Origin of the sequence: Dryocola clanedunensis, assembly GCF_038405435.1 — a bacterium.
Classification (GTDB): Bacteria; Pseudomonadota; Gammaproteobacteria; order Enterobacterales; family Enterobacteriaceae; genus Dryocola; species Dryocola clanedunensis_A.
On the sequence record NZ_JBBYHZ010000002.1, the window covers coordinates 579508 to 595252 of the forward strand.

13 protein-coding genes are annotated in these 15745 nt (G+C 56.9%); 4 read left to right on the forward strand and 9 right to left on the reverse strand.

What is annotated here, in order from left to right; all coding sequences use genetic code 11:
- Nucleotides 1-57: 57 nt before the first annotated feature.
- Both AAE045_RS06715 and AAE045_RS06720 read left to right on the forward strand, forming a co-directional pair.
- A complete protein-coding gene (locus AAE045_RS06715; RefSeq protein WP_455547037.1) occupies nucleotides 58-741 on the forward strand; it encodes a helix-turn-helix domain-containing protein in 684 nt (227 codons plus the stop codon).
- 118 nt (nucleotides 742-859) lie between these two features.
- On the forward strand, nucleotides 860-1504 hold the full coding sequence (locus tag AAE045_RS06720; protein ID WP_455547038.1) for a helix-turn-helix domain-containing protein: 645 nt from the start codon (nucleotides 860-862) through the stop codon (nucleotides 1502-1504).
- 67 nt (nucleotides 1505-1571) lie between these two features.
- Here AAE045_RS06720 and AAE045_RS06725 read toward each other — a convergent pair whose 3' ends face one another.
- The 6 genes from AAE045_RS06725 to guaD all read right to left on the reverse strand — a co-directional run bounded on the left by AAE045_RS06725 (nucleotide 1572) and on the right by guaD (nucleotide 9857).
- A complete protein-coding gene (locus AAE045_RS06725) occupies nucleotides 1572-1760 on the reverse strand; it encodes a YdiH family protein (RefSeq protein ID WP_202301927.1) in 189 nt (62 codons plus the stop codon).
- Nucleotides 1761-1872: 112 nt separating this feature from the next.
- On the reverse strand, nucleotides 1873-3912 hold the full coding sequence (dcp, locus tag AAE045_RS06730) for a peptidyl-dipeptidase Dcp (RefSeq protein WP_455547039.1): 2040 nt from the start codon (nucleotides 3910-3912) through the stop codon (nucleotides 1873-1875).
- Between the two features lie 78 nt (nucleotides 3913-3990).
- Nucleotides 3991-4761 carry a xanthine dehydrogenase accessory protein XdhC gene (xdhC, locus tag AAE045_RS06735; protein WP_455547040.1) on the reverse strand — a complete coding sequence of 257 codons (771 nt, stop codon included), beginning with the start codon at nucleotides 4759-4761 and terminating at the stop codon, nucleotides 3991-3993.
- Nucleotides 4758-7103, reverse strand: coding sequence for a xanthine dehydrogenase molybdopterin binding subunit (gene xdhB, locus AAE045_RS06740; protein ID WP_455547041.1), 2346 nt, complete (start codon nucleotides 7101-7103; stop codon nucleotides 4758-4760). The genes xdhC and xdhB overlap by 4 nt, the downstream gene beginning before the upstream one ends.
- Nucleotides 7093-8529, reverse strand: a complete 1437-nt coding sequence (gene xdhA / locus AAE045_RS06745; protein WP_455547042.1) for a xanthine dehydrogenase small subunit — start codon at nucleotides 8527-8529, stop codon at nucleotides 7093-7095. Before xdhA ends, xdhB begins: the two co-directional genes overlap by 11 nt.
- Nucleotides 8526-9857 (reverse strand): guanine deaminase, encoded by a 1332-nt coding sequence (gene guaD, locus AAE045_RS06750; RefSeq protein ID WP_455547043.1) that lies wholly within the window; start codon nucleotides 9855-9857, stop codon nucleotides 8526-8528. The genes xdhA and guaD overlap by 4 nt, the downstream gene beginning before the upstream one ends.
- A gap of 251 nt (nucleotides 9858-10108) precedes the next feature.
- On the opposite strand from guaD, the gene ydfG reads away from it, so the two are divergent.
- Both ydfG and AAE045_RS06760 read left to right on the forward strand, forming a co-directional pair.
- Nucleotides 10109-10858 (forward strand): bifunctional NADP-dependent 3-hydroxy acid dehydrogenase/3-hydroxypropionate dehydrogenase YdfG, encoded by a 750-nt coding sequence (gene ydfG / locus AAE045_RS06755; RefSeq protein ID WP_202304235.1) that lies wholly within the window; start codon nucleotides 10109-10111, stop codon nucleotides 10856-10858.
- Nucleotides 10859-10951: 93 nt separating this feature from the next.
- Entirely contained in the window at nucleotides 10952-11638 is a 687-nt protein-coding gene (locus AAE045_RS06760) for a GntR family transcriptional regulator (protein WP_202304236.1), read from the forward strand.
- Nucleotides 11639-11728: 90 nt separating this feature from the next.
- On the opposite strand, the gene AAE045_RS06765 is transcribed toward AAE045_RS06760, so the two are convergent.
- The 3 genes from AAE045_RS06765 to AAE045_RS06775 all read right to left on the reverse strand — a co-directional run bounded on the left by AAE045_RS06765 (nucleotide 11729) and on the right by AAE045_RS06775 (nucleotide 15709).
- Nucleotides 11729-13180 (reverse strand): mannitol dehydrogenase family protein, encoded by a 1452-nt coding sequence (locus tag AAE045_RS06765; protein WP_455547044.1) that lies wholly within the window; start codon nucleotides 13178-13180, stop codon nucleotides 11729-11731.
- 145 nt (nucleotides 13181-13325) lie between these two features.
- Nucleotides 13326-14621 carry an MFS transporter gene (locus AAE045_RS06770; RefSeq protein ID WP_455547045.1) on the reverse strand — a complete coding sequence of 432 codons (1296 nt, stop codon included), beginning with the start codon at nucleotides 14619-14621 and terminating at the stop codon, nucleotides 13326-13328.
- A gap of 74 nt (nucleotides 14622-14695) precedes the next feature.
- Nucleotides 14696-15709: a Zn-dependent oxidoreductase gene (locus tag AAE045_RS06775; protein ID WP_455547046.1), complete on the reverse strand. Its 1014-nt coding sequence runs from the start codon at nucleotides 15707-15709 to the stop codon at nucleotides 14696-14698.
- Between the last annotated feature and the right edge of the window lie 36 nt (nucleotides 15710-15745).

The following is a 15745-nucleotide window of genomic DNA, read 5'->3' on the forward strand; positions in this document are numbered from 1 at the left end:
ATAAAGGTTCTTTACCATAATGCAGCCAAATATTAACGTCTAAGAATGTTCCTGGACATGCGCGAGGTGTTTCAAATGGCTGTATATGAACAACAAAATCCGTTTTTTATAGAAAGCTCTAATCTTAGAAATAAAAAGCCGCTGGCTGAAATAGAAAGGCTGCTTGCTCACCTCACCCCGCCCGCTAACAAACTTGAAACAAAAGGTCGCCAAACAATTAACTATATGGATAACGATCAGCGCAAATGTTTCCTGTTACATAAAGGTAGCGTTTCGCTTTACCGCAGCGTTGACGGCATGGTGCTGAATACGGAGTCTGCCCCTTTTGTGTTTGGCATGAGCACCCAAATGACAGACCCGGACTATCTGTTTATTCGCACGCACGATATATCCGAAGTTAGCTGGCTGCCGCTGGAAGTCGCTAACCAGATTATTGCAGAGAACAATCTCTGGCGGCCTTTGTCACAAATGCTTATTTATACCGTGACGCGCGTCTACGATCACTGCACAAAAATATCGTCCCTTTCGTCCTACGATATTATCCGCTACCAGCTTTATGAGCTGATGAGTGAAACCGAAGCCATCCGCAATAGCGTCAGTATCGCCAACTATATTCAGAGCAGAACCTTTTTGTCCCGCAGCAGCATTATGAAAATACTGGCCCAGCTTAAGGCGGGTGGTTATATCGTCAGCGAGCGCGGGTGCCTGCAGGCTATAAAGAATATCCCATTGAAATACTAGCCTTGACTACCGGCATGAAATCTTTATGAAACAAGTGATTAATGGCCTGAGATAGCGTGTTTAAGGCCGCGTAAAGTATGCTAGATTTAAAGTAATAGTGTGCCACATGAAATTCATTATGAAAGATAACCTGCACGCGCAAAGCACGGCAAAGTTCATTCAGTCACAGGCCACGCTGGACCTGGTGGACAAACTTAGCCCGTTCGTGACCTTTGAGAAGTATCCCGCCAGGAGCCGTTTTTACTATTTTGCCGATGGGGTTGCCATGTGCTACATCGTGCGCTCTGGGCAGATAAAGGTTCACCGGGACGCCGATGAGCTGGTTATTGCTGCTATTCCCGTTCCCAACGTCTGCGGGATTTCCAATGCTTCCGCGATAACCAATACCGTTTTTCTCGAAACGCTGAGCGAAACGGAGATTGCAATCCTGACTACGGCGGAAGCGCAGCAGCTGGTGGCGGAGACGAACGCCTGGGAGAGCCTTGCGGGGCACATCGCAAAAGTGACGACCAATCTCTATCACCACAACGTGATCATGACCGCGCCGACAACCTATGAAGTTGTCCGCTTTCAGCTGCTGACCCTGATGCAGGAAGACACCTCTATTCGGGAAACGACCTCGGCGGCGAAATATATCCTGGAAAGAACGCGGGTCTCGCGCAGTACGGTGATGAAAATTCTGGCTCAGCTCAGGCAGGGTAACTATATCGAGCTGGACGACGGGGTGCTGAAAGCCATTCACCACCTGCCCGCGAAGTATTAGGCCCGATCGCCAGATACAAAAAAAGCCACTGTTTGACAGTGGCTTTTTGACAACAGGAGCTCAGGAATCAATGAATACCGAGGCTGTGTGCGTGGGAAATTTCTTCGCGCAGTTCAAGAGACGTCAGCTCCATTAAGTCCGCAAACTCAAGCTTAAGCTGGTTGAACTTGACCAGGTACTGGGCCGGGGTCAGGTTCTCTGCTTCGCGACGGAGAAATTCAAACGCAAGCGTGGCCGGGCTGGTTTTGGTATTCATTGCAATCCTCAATATGTTCGTTGTGAAACCGACGTTGATTGTAGCATAAATAGCCAGCTCAAAAAACCACCAATCCTATGAGTGAATAAGCGCCAGCGTCATCCACCCTTTGTTAAGCCAGGCCGCGATTCTTCAGCATCGGTTCGCTATAGGGATCGTGCCCGCGCCAGTCGCGATAGAGCTGCGCCAGGTCGCTGCTGTTGCCGCGCGACAAAATCGCCTCGCGGAAGCGCTGGCCGTTCTCCGCCGTTAATCCGCCCTGCTCCACAAACCACTGGTAGCCGTCGTCCGCCAGCATCTGCGTCCATATATAGGCGTAATATCCCGCCGCATAGCCGCCGCCGAAGATATGGGCGAAGTAACTGCTGCGATAGCGCGGTGGCACCGCCGCCAGATTTATCCTCTCGCTTTCCAGCGCGCCGCTTTCAAACTGCGCCACGTCTGAAACATCCGTCCCCGGCTGCAGGCTGTGCCAGTTCATATCCAGCAGCGCGGCGGCCAGCAGCTCCGTCATGTCGTAGCCCTTGTTGAACTGCGCGGCTTTAAAGAGCTTTTCGCGCAGTGCTTCAGGCATTGGCTCGCCGGTCAGATAATGGCGCGCGTAGTTGGCGAAAACTTCCGGCTGGCTTGCCCAGTGCTCGTTAATTTGTGATGGAAACTCGACAAAATCACGCGGCGTATTGGTGCCTGAAAGCGTGGCGTAGCGCTGGCTGGCAAACAGGCCGTGCAGCGTGTGACCGAACTCATGGAACAGCGTTACCACGTCATCCCAGGAGATAAGCGCGGGTTCGCCTGCTGCGGGCTTCACGTAGTTACAGACGTTGTAAATCACCGGGTCGCTTGCAAACAGGGTCGACTGATCGACAAAATTCCCCATCCAGGCGCCGCCGCCTTTGCTGTCCCGCGCAAAGTAATCGCCGTAGAACAGCGCCATGCCGCGCCCGTCCTTATCGAAGATTTCCCACACGCGCACGTCCGGGTGATAAGTCGGGATATCAAAGCGTTCAACAAATTTCAGGCCGAACAGTTTGCTCGCCGCCCAGAACATGCCGTTGTCCAGCACGCCGTTCAGTTCGAAGTAGGGTTTGATCTGCGCTTCGTCGAGGTCGTACTTCGCCCTTCGCACCTGCTCGGCGTAAAATGCCCAGTCCCAGACCTGCGCCTCAAAACCACCCTGCTGTGCATCTATTACCTGCTGGATGTCAGCAAGTTCGCGCTGCGCGCGCGCCGTGGCGGCTGGCACGATGTTACGCATAAACCCGAGCGCCGCATCCGGCGTTTTCGCCATCTGGTCGGCGATTTTCCACGCCGCATAGTTGTCGAAACCTAACAGCTGAGCCTGCTCCGCGCGCAGCGTCGCCAGCCTTGCCACAATGGCGCGGGTGTCGTTGCCGTCGCCTTGCTGCGTGCGTTCCCATCCGGCTTTGAAGAGCTTTTCGCGGGTCTGACGGTCGCTTAAAGATTGCAGCGCGGGCTGCTGGGTGAAATTAAGCAGCGGGATCAGCCAGCGGTCTTTCAGCCCCTTCTCTTCGGCGGCCTGTTTAGCCGCGGCGATTTCGCTGCTGCTTAGCCCCTCGAGCTGGGAGGCTTTTTCAAGCACCAGCCCGCCTGCCTTGCCCGCCGCATGCAGGCGGTTATTAAACTGGCTGCTGAGCTGCGCGGCTTCTTTATTGAGTGATTTCAGGCGGGATTTTTGCTGCGCATTGAGCGTGGCACCGGCCAGATGGAAATGCTGCCAGATTACCTCCACCAGGCGCAGAGACTCGCCGTCCAGATGCAAATCATGACGCTGCTGATAAACCGCATCGATACGGCCAAACAGCGCTTCGTTGAGGCGTATGTCATCGCCCAGCTCCGCCAGTTCGCTGGCAAACTCTTCGTCCAGCTGCTGCAGATAATCGTTGGTGTGGGCCGCCGTCATGGCGAAAAAGACGCTGGTCACGCGGGACAGCATCCGCCCCGTTTTTTCCAGCGCCAGGATAGTATTTTCGAACGTGGGTGCTTCCCCGGCCTGCGCGATCAGGGCTACCTCTGCGAGCTTAAGGCGTTTAGCCTCATCGAAAGCGGGACGGTAATGGCTGTCTTTGATTTCGTCGAAGCGCGGTGCCTGGTACGGTAACAGGCTGGCGTGGAAGAACGGGTTGTCGGACATTTAGGCCCCCGGAAAGGAGTGAACGGAAAGTATTGCCTTGATTGTAGGGCGGATAAGCGCCAGCGTCATCCGCCGGAGTCAAAGGCCTGCCTGGTAAACGGTAATAATCTCTGCCGCAACCGCCACGGCGATTTCCGCCGGGAGCTTGCCCTTCACGTCCGCAAGCCCCACCGGGCAGCGCATGGTGGTGAGCTGCCGGGCCGTCACACCTTTTCCCGCCAGGCGATATTCAAAACGCTGACGTTTGGTCTGCGATCCAATCAGGCCAAAATAGCGGTAATCCCCGCGCTTGAGTATCGCCTCGGCCAGCTCCAGATCGCGTGGATGATGGTGGGTCATGACGACAAAGTAGCTGTCCGGCGCGGCAGCCGCCACCGCATCAAGCGGATCTTCAGCGTGAACAGCCTTTACCCCATCCGGCACGTTTAAAAACTGATCCTGACGCTCATCGACCCAGGTAGTACGGCATGGCAGCGTCGCCAGCAGTGAGACGAGCGCTCTGCCAACGTGGCCCGCGCCAAATACGATTATCTGCGGCTGCGGCTGGATGAGCGGCTCGAACAGCACCTTCGTCATCCCTCCGCAGCACTGGCCCAGCCGCGCCCCCAGATTAAAGTGCTCCACCCTCGGCGTGCTGGCACTGTTTCCCAGCATCTCACGAGCCATCGCGATGCACTGAAACTCCAGGTGCCCGCCGCCGATGGTCAGCCAGGTTTGTTCCGCCCCGACCACCATTTTTGTGCCGCCGTTACGCGGCACCGATCCTTTATCCTCCAGCACGGTGAGCAGAACGCAGGGTTCGCGACGCTCGCGCAGCTGCGACAGAATGCCGATCCACTCGTCGTTCATTCTGCCTCCTGACAGCCCCAGAAGACCCGTTCAGGCGTAGCGGGAGCGTCCAGTAAGGGATGTTTGCGATAGCCGGTGACGCTGGCAACCGCATCCTGCAGGGCGCACCACACGGAGATGCCGAGCATAAACGGCGGTTCGCCAACGGCCTTCGAGCGATAGACCGTCCGCTGCGGATTGGCGTGGTCGGCCAGCAGCGTAACGCGGAAGTCAGCGGGCGCATCGCCGATCGCCGGGATTTTGTAGCTCATCGGGCTGTCGGTCAGCAGCTGGCCTTTGTCGCTCCATACCAGCTCCTCGCAGGTCAGCCAGCCCGCGCCCTGAACAAAGCCCCCTTCTATCTGGGCGATATCCAGCGCCGGATTCAGGGAGGTGCCGACGTCATGCAGTATATCCGTGCGCAGCAGGCGATACTCCCCGGTCAGGGTATCGACAATCACCTCCGAGCAGGCCGCGCCGTAGGAGAAGTAGTAGAACGGCTGCCCGCGCCCGGCGGCACGATCGTAATGAATGCCCGGCACCTTATAAAATCCGCTGGCGGAGAGCGGCAGCTGGTTCAGCCACGCCATATTTGCCACCTCTGCAAAGGTGAAATGATGACCGGGTACTTTAACTATGCCGTTGCGAAACTCGACCTGCTCCGCAGAACAGCGGTGTAACCCGCGAAGCATCTCCACCAGCCGATCTTTTATGGTCTGCGCCGCGATTTCTGCCGCCTTGCCGTTAAGATCGGTTCCGGAAGACGCAGCCGTCGGCGAGGTATTAGGCACTTTACCGGTGTTAGTAGCGCAGACCTGAATCTGCTCCAGAGGGATTTGCAGCACGCTGGCGACAATCTGCGCCACTTTGGTGTTCAGCCCCTGGCCCATTTCCGTGCCGCCGTGGTTGAGCTGTACCGTGCCGTCGGTGTAGATAACAACCAGCGCTCCGGCCTGGTTCAGAAAGCTGGAGGTAAACGAGATGCCGAATTTAACAGGCGTCAGCGCCAGCCCGCGTTTGAGCACGGGACTCTGGCGATTAAACATTTCTATTTCTGCGCGCCGTGCCGCGTAGCCTGCGCTCTCTTCCAGCTGACGAGTGATTTCCGGCAGGATGTTGTGTTCAACCTTTTGATGGTAATGGGTAACGTTGCGCTCGTGCTCGCCGTAATAATTACGTTTGCGTACTTCGAGCGGGTCCAGCCCCAGCTCGCGGGCAATGTGGTCCATGATCTGCTCGATGGCCACCATGCCCTGCGGGCCGCCAAATCCCCGGTAGGCCGTATTGGAGGCCAGATTTGTACGGCAGCGATAGCCGGTAATCAGCGCGTCGCCAAGATAGTAGGCGTTGTCGGCGTGGAACATCGCCCGGTCGCAGATCGATCCTGAAAGATCCAGCGAATAGCCGCAGTTGGCCGCCAGATCGATAACCACGCCGTTCAGCATTCCCTCATCGGTAAACCCCACGTCATAGCGCACAAAGAACGGGTGGCGTTTGCCGGTAATGCGCATATCGTCACGGCGTGAAACACGCATTTTTGCCGGGCGGCCGGTCAGTATTGCCGCCAGTGCGGCATGGCACGCAAAGCTGGCGGCCTGCGTCTCTTTGCCGCCGAAGCCGCCGCCCATGCGGCGCATATCGACGGTCACTTTATTCATTGAAACGCCCAGTACCGAAGCCACCAGCTTCTGCACCTCCGTCGGGTGCTGGGTGGACGACCAGACCGTGACGCTGCCGTCCTCGCCGGGCTGCACCATGGCAATCTGCCCTTCCAGATAAAAGTGCTCCTGGCCACCAATATGGAACTGGCCCTGAACGCGATGCGCAGCCGCCGCCAGCGCGGATTTTGCATCCCCGCGCTGATGGATATGCGGTTCCTGAACGTAGCTTTTCCGCGCCAGTGCGACTTCCACATCCAGCAGCGGCTCCAGAATTTGATATTCAATTTTTGCGAGCCGGGCTGCAGCGCGCGCGGCTTCCGGCGTTTCAGCGGCGACGGTCAGCACGACCTGTCCGTGATACTCGACTCTGTCTCTGGCAAACAGCGGATCGCCCGGCTCCAGCGGCCCGATATCCAGCTCGCCCGGCACATCCTGCCAGCCGAACACCCGCACCACGCCGGGAACGGCAAGGCAGGCGCTGACATCAATATTGGCGATTCTGGCGTGAGCATGTTCGCTGAGCACCGGACACAGGTGCAGCAGGCCGGGCGGCGTCGGCCTGTCGTCGATGTACTCCGCTTTGCCGCTGACCTGTTTATCGGCGCTTTCATGCCTGCGGCTGCGGCCCGCGCCGCCGGACAGCTCGCGGGCAAACTGTTCAACCAATGCCTGTTCAGAGAGGCTAACCGGGTTAGTTGACATAATTCTGCACCTCCAGCGGCATTTGGGCTTCGCTGCTTTGCAGCATCAGGCGGCGCAGCAGGTTTTGCGCCACGGCAAGGCGGTAGCGACCGCTGCCGCGAAAATCACTCAGCGGCTGGAAATCTTCTGCCAGCGCCTGACTGGCCGCTGCCAGCGTCTGTTGGTTAAACGGCTGGCCAATCAGCGCCTGCTCGCAGTGCTTTGCTCTGGCAGGGACGGCAGCCATGCCACCGAAGGCAACGCTGGCGCTCATCACTACGCCTTCGTTGAGATGAAGGTTAAACGCGCCTAGCACGGTAGAAATATCGTCGTCCATGCGTTTAGAAACTTTCCAGACTTTGAAATTTGGTGACAGTGTCACGCGTGGTATAAGGATATGGCTGATAAACTCCCCTGCGGCCAGGGCGGTCTGCCGGTAGCCGAGGAAGAACTGCCCGAGCGGCAGCCTGCGAGTCTCGGCCCCGCCGCGCAGTTCAAGCACCGCATCCAGCGCCAGCAGCACTGGCGCGCAGTCCCCTATGGGTGAAGCGTTTGCCAGATTGCCGCCGAGGGTGCCGTGGTTACGAATCTGCCGGGAGGCAAAGCGCTCCAGCAGCAGGCTGAACGCCGGGATATGGCCGGCCAGCGCCTGCTGACAGACCTGTAAAGTGGCGGCGGAGCCAATGCGGATCTCATCGGCGGTGACGGTTATCTCCTGCAGCTCTTTTATCTGGCTGATGCCGATGATTAAAGGCATCGTTTTGTACTGCTGGGTGATGGTCAGCGCCAGATCGGTGCCGCCCGCCAGCAGCCGGGCCTCGGGGTTTTGCAGATAAATCTCCGCCAGCCGGTCGAGGCTTTTCGGCAGCAGGCAGCGGCTGGATTTCATTAATATTGCGGTATCCGGGCTGCTCATCGCCTCCAGCCGACGGGCGGTCTGCTCTTCCAGCGGAGTGAACCGATCTTCGGACATGTTACAGGCCCGCTCCACCGCCTCAATGATTGGCCGGTAGCCCGTGCAGCGGCACAGGTTGCCGCCGAGATGCTGTTCAATATCGTGACGGCTGACCGTCGCCTGCGTCTTTTGCAGCGCAAACGTGGACATCACGAAGCCCGGCGTGCAGAAGCCGCACTGTGACGCGTGGCAGTCCGCCATCGCCTGCTGTACCGGGTGAAGCGTGCCGTTATCGGCAAGATCTTCCACCGTCAGCAGCTGTTTGCCGTCGAGCTGACCGATCAGCGTGATGCAGCTGTTCGCCGTGTCATACCGCATCTTCCCGCCGTCGCTGCTGCCCAGCACAACGGTGCAGGCCCCGCAATCCCCGGATGCGCAGCCCTCCTTTGTGCCGCAGCGCCGTTCGCTGCCGCGCAGCCAGTTCAGCACGGTGGTATTGGGATCGACATCATCCAGCGTTTTCACCGTCTGATTAAGCAGAAACTGGATCATGCCGCCACCTCCAGCGCGTCGCGCTGCCAGGCGCATTTTCCGTCGATCCATGTTTGCCAGATATTGCGGTCATCCCCGAGCGTCATCAGGATAAACAGCTTCTCGTAGATGTCGCGGCTACTGGCGTAGCGCAGTTTTTGCAACGGGGTAACCACCGGGTCGAGGATCACGAAGTCGGCCTCTTTGCCGGTCTGGAAGTTGCCAATCTTGCCGTCCAGATCCAGCGCGTGCGCGCCGCCCAGGGTGGCATGGTAAAAAGCTTCGCACGCTGACAGACGATAGCTTTGCAGCTGCGCCACCTTGTAGGCCTCCGCCAGGGTTTGCAGCATATTAAACGTCGTCCCTGCGCCCACGTCGGTGCCGATTCCCATGCGAACCTGCTTATGCTGGCACTGTTTCAGGTTAAACAGGCCGCTGCCGAGAAACAGGTTTGAGGTCGGGCAAAAAGCCAGAGATGAGTCCGTCTCGTGCAGGCAGTCCCACTCGCATTCCTGAAGATGGATCCCGTGGGCAAACACGCTGCGTTTGCCCGTCAGATTGTAGTGATGGTAGACGCCGAGATAGCTGGCGTGCTCGGGCCACAGGGCTTTGACCCAGTCCACTTCGCTGCTGTTTTCGCTCAGATGGGTATGGACCCAGGTGTCCGGGAACTCTTCGCGCAGCTTCTGCACCGCCGCCAGTAACTCCGGGGAGGATGTGGGGGCAAAACGTGGCGTAAGCGCGTAGTTCAGACGGCCCCGTTTGTGCCAGCGCAGAATCAGCTCCCGCGTCTGCCGGTAGCTCTGCTCCGGGGTTTCCGTCAGGTATTCCGGCGCGTTGCGGTCCATCATGACCTTTCCGGCAATCATCCGCATGCCGACATGCTCCGCCGCGCTGAACAGCGCATCCACCGACTGCGGGTGTACCGTGCCAAAGACCAGGGCCGTGGTCGTGCCGTTGCTTAATAGCTGGCTGAGGAAGAATGCCGACATCCGCGCCGCATGGTCGCGGCATTGATACTGGCTCTCCACCGGGAAGGTGTAGGTCTCCAGCCACTCCAGAAGCTGCTCGCCGTAGGCACCGATCATCTCCGTCTGCGGATAGTGCAGATGGGTATCCACGAAGCCCGGCAGGATCAGCTTGTCGCGGCTGTCCAGATAGTCCGTTTCATGGCGCAGCAGGCCGCGCCCTTCTTCCCAGGGTAACAGCGCGGCAATGGTGCCGCCGTTCAGAAACAGAAGGCCGTCGTCCAGATGCCGGGCGTTGGCCTTCAGCGCCTCGGGGCTGGCTCCCACCTTCGCGATATCAAAAAACTGGCCGCGTATCGCCTGCGTATAATTAACTGCCATCGCCGTACCCGCTATGTGCTGAGGAATAGTTAATGTTCTGTTGCAACGTTGATGCCAGGTTGCAAAACCATGGCAAACGGTTGCTTTACCACTCCGTTGCGCAACGAAAGAGCAATGCTCACAAACTGCACCCGCATGTGGCAGCGGATGCGCCTTCCTGCACTACTTTCGCGCAGCGCGAAACTTCGTTTATCGCAGGCCGGGTAGCCATGCTAAGGTATTAAGACGTAAAAGCGTTGAGGAACAGTGACATGATTATTATGGTAACCGGCGCCACCGCTGGCTTTGGCGAGAGCATCACCCGTCGTTTTATTCAGAACGGACACAAAGTAATTGCTACCGGCCGTCGCCAGGAGCGCTTACAGGAGCTGCAGGAAGAGCTGGGCGACAGCGTCCTCACCCTGCAGCTGGACGTGCGTAACCGTGCCGCCATCGAACAGGCGATGGAGCACCTGCCTGCCGAATGGCGCGACATTGATATTCTGGTGAACAACGCCGGTCTGGCGCTGGGTATGGAGCCTGCCCACAAGGCCGATGCCGACGACTGGGAAACAATGATCGACACCAACAATAAAGGCCTGGTGTACATGACCCGCGCGGTGCTGCCGGGCATGGTTGAGCGCAACCGCGGTCATATCATTAATATCGGCTCAACCGCCGGGAGCTGGCCTTATGCTGGCGGCAACGTTTACGGCGCGACCAAGGCGTTCGTTCGCCAGTTCAGCCTTAACCTGCGTACCGACCTGCATAAAACGGCGATTCGCGTGACCGATATCGAACCCGGTCTGGTGGAAGGAACAGAATTCTCTAACGTGCGCTTTAAGGGCGATGACGAAAAAGTGGGTAAAACCTACGAAAACGCCAACGCGCTGACGCCGGAAGACGTGACGGAAGCCGTCTGGTGGGTGGCAACGCTGCCGAAGCACGTCAACATCAACACCCTTGAGATGATGCCGGTCAGCCAGACCTTTGCCGGGCTAAGCGTTCACCGCGAAGGCTAATCCTTTTTCCCTACCCGGATTGCAGGTTCGGGTATGGGAGATCCCACCGATCGGTGGTAAATTTAGTTAAGTTTTCTAAATAAGAACAAAGCCATGCCATCACCTTCGGTTCTCAATCCTACGCAGCCCGTTAATCAGCAAATCTATCGTATTCTGCGCAGCGATATCGTTCGTTGTTTGATCCCTCCAGGCACCCCGCTTTCTGAAAAAGAAGTTTCCGTACGGTTTAACGTTTCCCGCCAGCCGGTGCGCGAAGCGTTTATCAAGCTCGCCGAAACGGGCCTGGTGCAGATACGCCCGCAGCGTGGAACCTACGTGAACCGAATTTCCGTCACGCATGTCAAAAACGGCTGTTTTATCCGCGAGGCGATTGAGCGAGCGGTGGTGAAACGGGCGGCGAGCATGGCGACGGACAGCCATCTTTATCAGATTGAACAGCTTCTGAATCAGCAGCGCATAGCGATTGATCGAAATCAGCTGGACGACTTTTTCCAGCTGGATGACGAGTTTCACCATCAGCTCGCGCTGGTGGCGGACTGCCAGCTGGCGTGGGACACGGTGGAGAATATCAAGGCATCAATGGACCGGGTGCGTTATATGAGCCTCGATCACGTCTCCCCGCCGGACATGCTGCTGGCGCAGCATTACGACATTTTCGAAGCGTTACAAAGGCATAATGAGCACGATGTGGATCAGGCGATGCACCGCCATCTGCATGAGATAAGCCAGTCCATCCTATTGATTCGTCAGGAGAACAAAGACTGGTTTAGCGAGGAGTGATATTACACGGAAGTGTAAGGTGCTTACGCTTTCGTAGGTCGGATAAGCAAAGCGTCATCCGACAAAATCTGACGGATGACGCCGGGCCAATCAGTACTTCGCCACCGTTGCTTTAGCGCCGTTTTCACGCACCGCAAGATAAGCTTCTGTCACCTGCTTCACGAATTTCTCGTTTGCCGGTAAATCTTCGCCAAAGATGGTTTTCAGCCCCAGCAGCGCCTGCACGCGGGCTTCCCCTTCCTTGCTTCCTGACACCGCCTGCTGAATCGACGGCAGAAGCGGATCGCTGACCTCGATTTTTTCGCCCTGCTCGTCCACGCCGCCGACGTAGCGCATCCAGCCCGCCACGCCCAGCGCCAGCAGATCGAAACGGCTGCCGTTCGCCAGATGCCAGCGAATGGAGTCCAGCCAGCGCTGCGGAAGCTTCTGGCTGCCGTCCATGGCGATTTGCCAGGTGCGGTGCTTCAGGGCCGGGTTGGTGTAGCGGGCAATCAGCGAATCTGCGTACTTGCCTAAATCAACGCCCTGCACCTTAAGCGTAGGAGCCTGTTCGTTAAGCATCAGCGCATGGGCCATGCGGCGGTAGTTTTCATCCTGCATGCAGTCAGAAATATGCTGGTAGCCCGCCAGATAGCCCAGATAGGCCAGGAAGGAGTGGCTGCCGTTAAGCATTCGCAGCTTCATCTCTTCAAACGGCAGCACGTCCTTAACCAGTTCAGCGCCTGCTTTTTCCCACGCTGGACGCCCGGCAACGAAATTATCTTCGATAACCCACTGGCGGAACGGCTCACAGGCCACCGCAGCCGGATCCGCTACGCCCGTCGCCTGCTCAACCAGCGCCAGGGTTTCTGGCGTCACGGCAGGCACAATACGGTCTACCATCGTTGACGGGAACGTGACGTTAGCTTTGATCCAGGCACCCAGTTCCGGACTGATGGCCTCGGCTAAAGCGGTGATCACGTTGCGGGTCACATGGCCGTTTTCCGGCATGTTGTCGCAGGACATCACGCTAAACGGGGGCAGCCCGGCTGCTTTACGGCGCGCCAGCGCTTCGACAATCACGCCAGGTGCGGACTGCGGCTGGTGCGGGTTTGCCAGGTCATGCACGATAAACGGGTGATCCATCAGGATTGTCCCCGTGGCAGGAGCGTGGCAGTAGCCCTTTTCCGTCACGGTAAGGGAAACAATCGCCACTTCTGGCTGCATCATGGCATCAAATACGGCCTCCAGGCCGTCAACCTGAGCGTGAAGCGCCTTTTTCACTACGCCCACCACGCGGCACTGCCAGCCATCGGCGGACATTTCAGCCACGCTGTACAGTTTATCCTGCTGTTTGAGGTCGGCAATCTGCTGTTCGCCGCCGACCAGGTTTACTTCGCAGTAGCCCCAGTCGCTGCCGTGCTCCTGAGCAAGGATATCGGCATAAACGGCCTGGTGCGCGCGATGAAACGCGCCGAAGCCCAGGTGCACGATGCGCGGGACAAGTTTATTACGGTCGTAGTGCGGCACGGTGGCTTTTGCAGTTAAGAGCTTGTTTTCCATTTTAAAACTCGCTGTTTAGGGATCTCGGGACAGCTACAGACTACCTGCTATGGTAGTCTGCATTTTGATTTGAATTAATGTTCCGGCGTTTGGTATGACACAAATTCATAATTTGTATGACAACTCACAAAATGGCCAGCCGCACTCAGGAATGGCTGATTGCCAGAGGCTTTTCAGTTTTTGGCTGTTTGATAACAAAGAAGACCAGCACCGCACCGACGGCTGCCACCACCCCCGCAAGGATAAAGGCGCTGTCAAACTTGCCGGTATTCTGCACGATGAAGCCGGTGACAATCGGGCCGATAATCCCGGAGATGCTGCCGACAAAGTGAATAAACCCGCTGACGCTGCCGATACGCTTTTTAGTCACCACGTCCTGAATAATCGCCCAGTAAATAGAGCCGGTGACGTACAGGAAGAAGATAGAGATGGACATCAGGATGACGGCCGGAACAACCGAGCTGACCGAGCCAGCAAGCGCAACGCAGATAGCCGCTGCCAGTAAGCAAACCACTAAGACAATTTTTCTGGAAAGCAGAAGTTTCCCGGTGATGCGCAAAATTGCGTCGGAAATAACGCCGCCGAGCGCCAGGCCGACAAAGCCGACGATCCATGGAATAACCGTGGTAATACTCATCTCTTTAATATTCAGCCCGTGCGCCTGTACCAGATAAGACGGGAACCAGCTCAGGAAGAAGAACAGAATATAGTTGTAACAGAAGAAGGCAAAAGCGGTGACCAGGATAATAGGCTGCTTAAGATAGTGGCCCAGCGTATGGTCGGAAGCATCATCATTCAGGCCGCTGTTAGCAGCGTCATCCTGCGCTTTAAGCTCCGCGATATACGCCTGCTCTTCCGCGCTGACGCGACGGCTTTTCTCCGGGCTGTCCGCCACGATAAAGAACCAGACCAGCATCCAGACGATACCGATGCAGCAGATGATCATAAACGCCGGACGCCAGCCGAACGAGAGCGCCAGATAACCGACGATTGGCCCGGCAACCGCGCCGCCCAACGGCGAACCCGCGCTGAGGAAGCCAACGGCCGTCGCCGCCTGTTTTCGCGGGAACCAGCCGTTAATCATCTTGTTAGCCGACGAACAAATTGGCCCCTCCGCCATGCCGAACAGCACGCGCAGAATCAGCATCGACCAGAAGCCGGTTGCCAGCGCGGTCATACCGCAGAAGATAGACCACAGGCCAACGGCGCTGCCCAGCACGACCATCGGGCCGAACTTATCCACCGCCAGGCCGCCGATGAAATTAAATAAAGCGTAACCAAAGAAGAAGCTGCCAAATATCATCCCGAACTCTTCGGCATTAATAGTCAGATCTTTTTCGATCATCGGCAAGGTAATAGATAACGCAACCCGGTCGAGGTAATTGATCATATAGACTAAAAACAGCAACAGTACGATTATCCAGCGTAAATTCTTAGCCATAACTACTCCATAAATACGGTCTTACTATTTTGTAGGGTACGCAAAACAACAAAATGAGCGTAATGATGTGTGGTTTAAAATTTCAAAAGGACCTTGCAGCAGTGCTTCTGGTCTTCTTCAAATATCTTCATCGCCTCCAGCACCTCGGTATAAGGGTACTGATGGGTAATTAATTTCTCCGGCTGGACTTTTTTCTCTGTCATCCAGCTAATCACCTGCGGGAAGCGGTTGCTGTTTAAGCGCGAGCTGAAAATAGACAGCTCTTTACTGGTGATACCCTGCTGGCTGATAACGCAAGGATCCGAAGAGAACCCCATAATGCCGATGCGGGCGGCCGGGGATGCCAGGCTAATGGCTTCCGGCAGAATTGCAGGATGACAGGCGGCGTCAATAATCACCGTTGGGCGAATGCCCTTTTCTTCCAGCCAGCTTTTCAAATCGATATTCGTGTTGTTGATAACCCGGTCGGCACCGTTAAGCTCCGCCATAGCCAGACGCTCGTCAATGCGGTCCGCCACGATAATCTCTTTCACGCCATAGACGCCGCGCAGCGCCTGGATTGAGGTCAGCCCCATTGGGCCTGCGCCATAGACCAGCGCCGTGTCTAAAGGGCCAGGGTTCAGCTGGCTGCAAATGTTGGCGGCAATGGTGAACGGCTCCACCATCGTTGCTTCGTTATCGGGAATGCTGTCCGGCACCACGTGGGCATTTTTAGCGGGCAGCGTAATAAACTCGCTGAAGCCGCCGTCGCGGTGCACGCCAATGACCTGAAGCTCAGCGCATACGTTTGGGCGGCCTACCGAGCAGGGATAACAGTGTCCGCAGCTCACCACCGGGTCACCGACTACTCGCTCGCCAATGCGCGACGCGTCTACGCCCTCGCCGACCGCGTCAATATGGCCAAAGAATTCATGGCCGATAACGCGCGGGTATTTCGCGAAAGGATTGTGCCCGCGATAAATATGCACATCCGAACCGCAAATACCGGCGCTGGATACTTTGATACGGACTTCGCCAGCCTGTGGATTAACAAGTGGACGTTCCTCAATCTCTAATTTTCCTGGTGTCTGAATAGTGATGCTTTTCATATTTATCTTCTCATTATCAAAAATAAAATACTCAAC

What these genes read in the sequence shown, in the direction of transcription:
- AAE045_RS06715 (WP_455547037.1), top strand. Translation starts at nt 58, where the DNA reads ATGCGCGAGGTGTTTCAAATGGCTGTATATGAACAACAAAATCCGTTT.
- AAE045_RS06720 (WP_455547038.1), top strand. Translation starts at nt 860, where the DNA reads ATGAAAGATAACCTGCACGCGCAAAGCACGGCAAAGTTCATTCAGTCA.
- AAE045_RS06725 (WP_202301927.1), bottom strand. Translation starts at nt 1,760, where the DNA reads ATGAATACCAAAACCAGCCCGGCCACGCTTGCGTTTGAATTTCTCCGT.
- dcp (WP_455547039.1), bottom strand. Translation starts at nt 3,912, where the DNA reads ATGTCCGACAACCCGTTCTTCCACGCCAGCCTGTTACCGTACCAGGCA.
- xdhC (WP_455547040.1), bottom strand. Translation starts at nt 4,761, where the DNA reads ATGAACGACGAGTGGATCGGCATTCTGTCGCAGCTGCGCGAGCGTCGC.
- xdhB (WP_455547041.1), bottom strand. Translation starts at nt 7,103, where the DNA reads ATGTCAACTAACCCGGTTAGCCTCTCTGAACAGGCATTGGTTGAACAG.
- xdhA (WP_455547042.1), bottom strand. Translation starts at nt 8,529, where the DNA reads ATGATCCAGTTTCTGCTTAATCAGACGGTGAAAACGCTGGATGATGTC.
- guaD (WP_455547043.1), bottom strand. Translation starts at nt 9,857, where the DNA reads ATGGCAGTTAATTATACGCAGGCGATACGCGGCCAGTTTTTTGATATC.
- ydfG (WP_202304235.1), top strand. Translation starts at nt 10,109, where the DNA reads ATGATTATTATGGTAACCGGCGCCACCGCTGGCTTTGGCGAGAGCATC.
- AAE045_RS06760 (WP_202304236.1), top strand. Translation starts at nt 10,952, where the DNA reads ATGCCATCACCTTCGGTTCTCAATCCTACGCAGCCCGTTAATCAGCAA.
- AAE045_RS06765 (WP_455547044.1), bottom strand. Translation starts at nt 13,180, where the DNA reads ATGGAAAACAAGCTCTTAACTGCAAAAGCCACCGTGCCGCACTACGAC.
- AAE045_RS06770 (WP_455547045.1), bottom strand. Translation starts at nt 14,621, where the DNA reads ATGGCTAAGAATTTACGCTGGATAATCGTACTGTTGCTGTTTTTAGTC.
- AAE045_RS06775 (WP_455547046.1), bottom strand. Translation starts at nt 15,709, where the DNA reads ATGAAAAGCATCACTATTCAGACACCAGGAAAATTAGAGATTGAGGAA.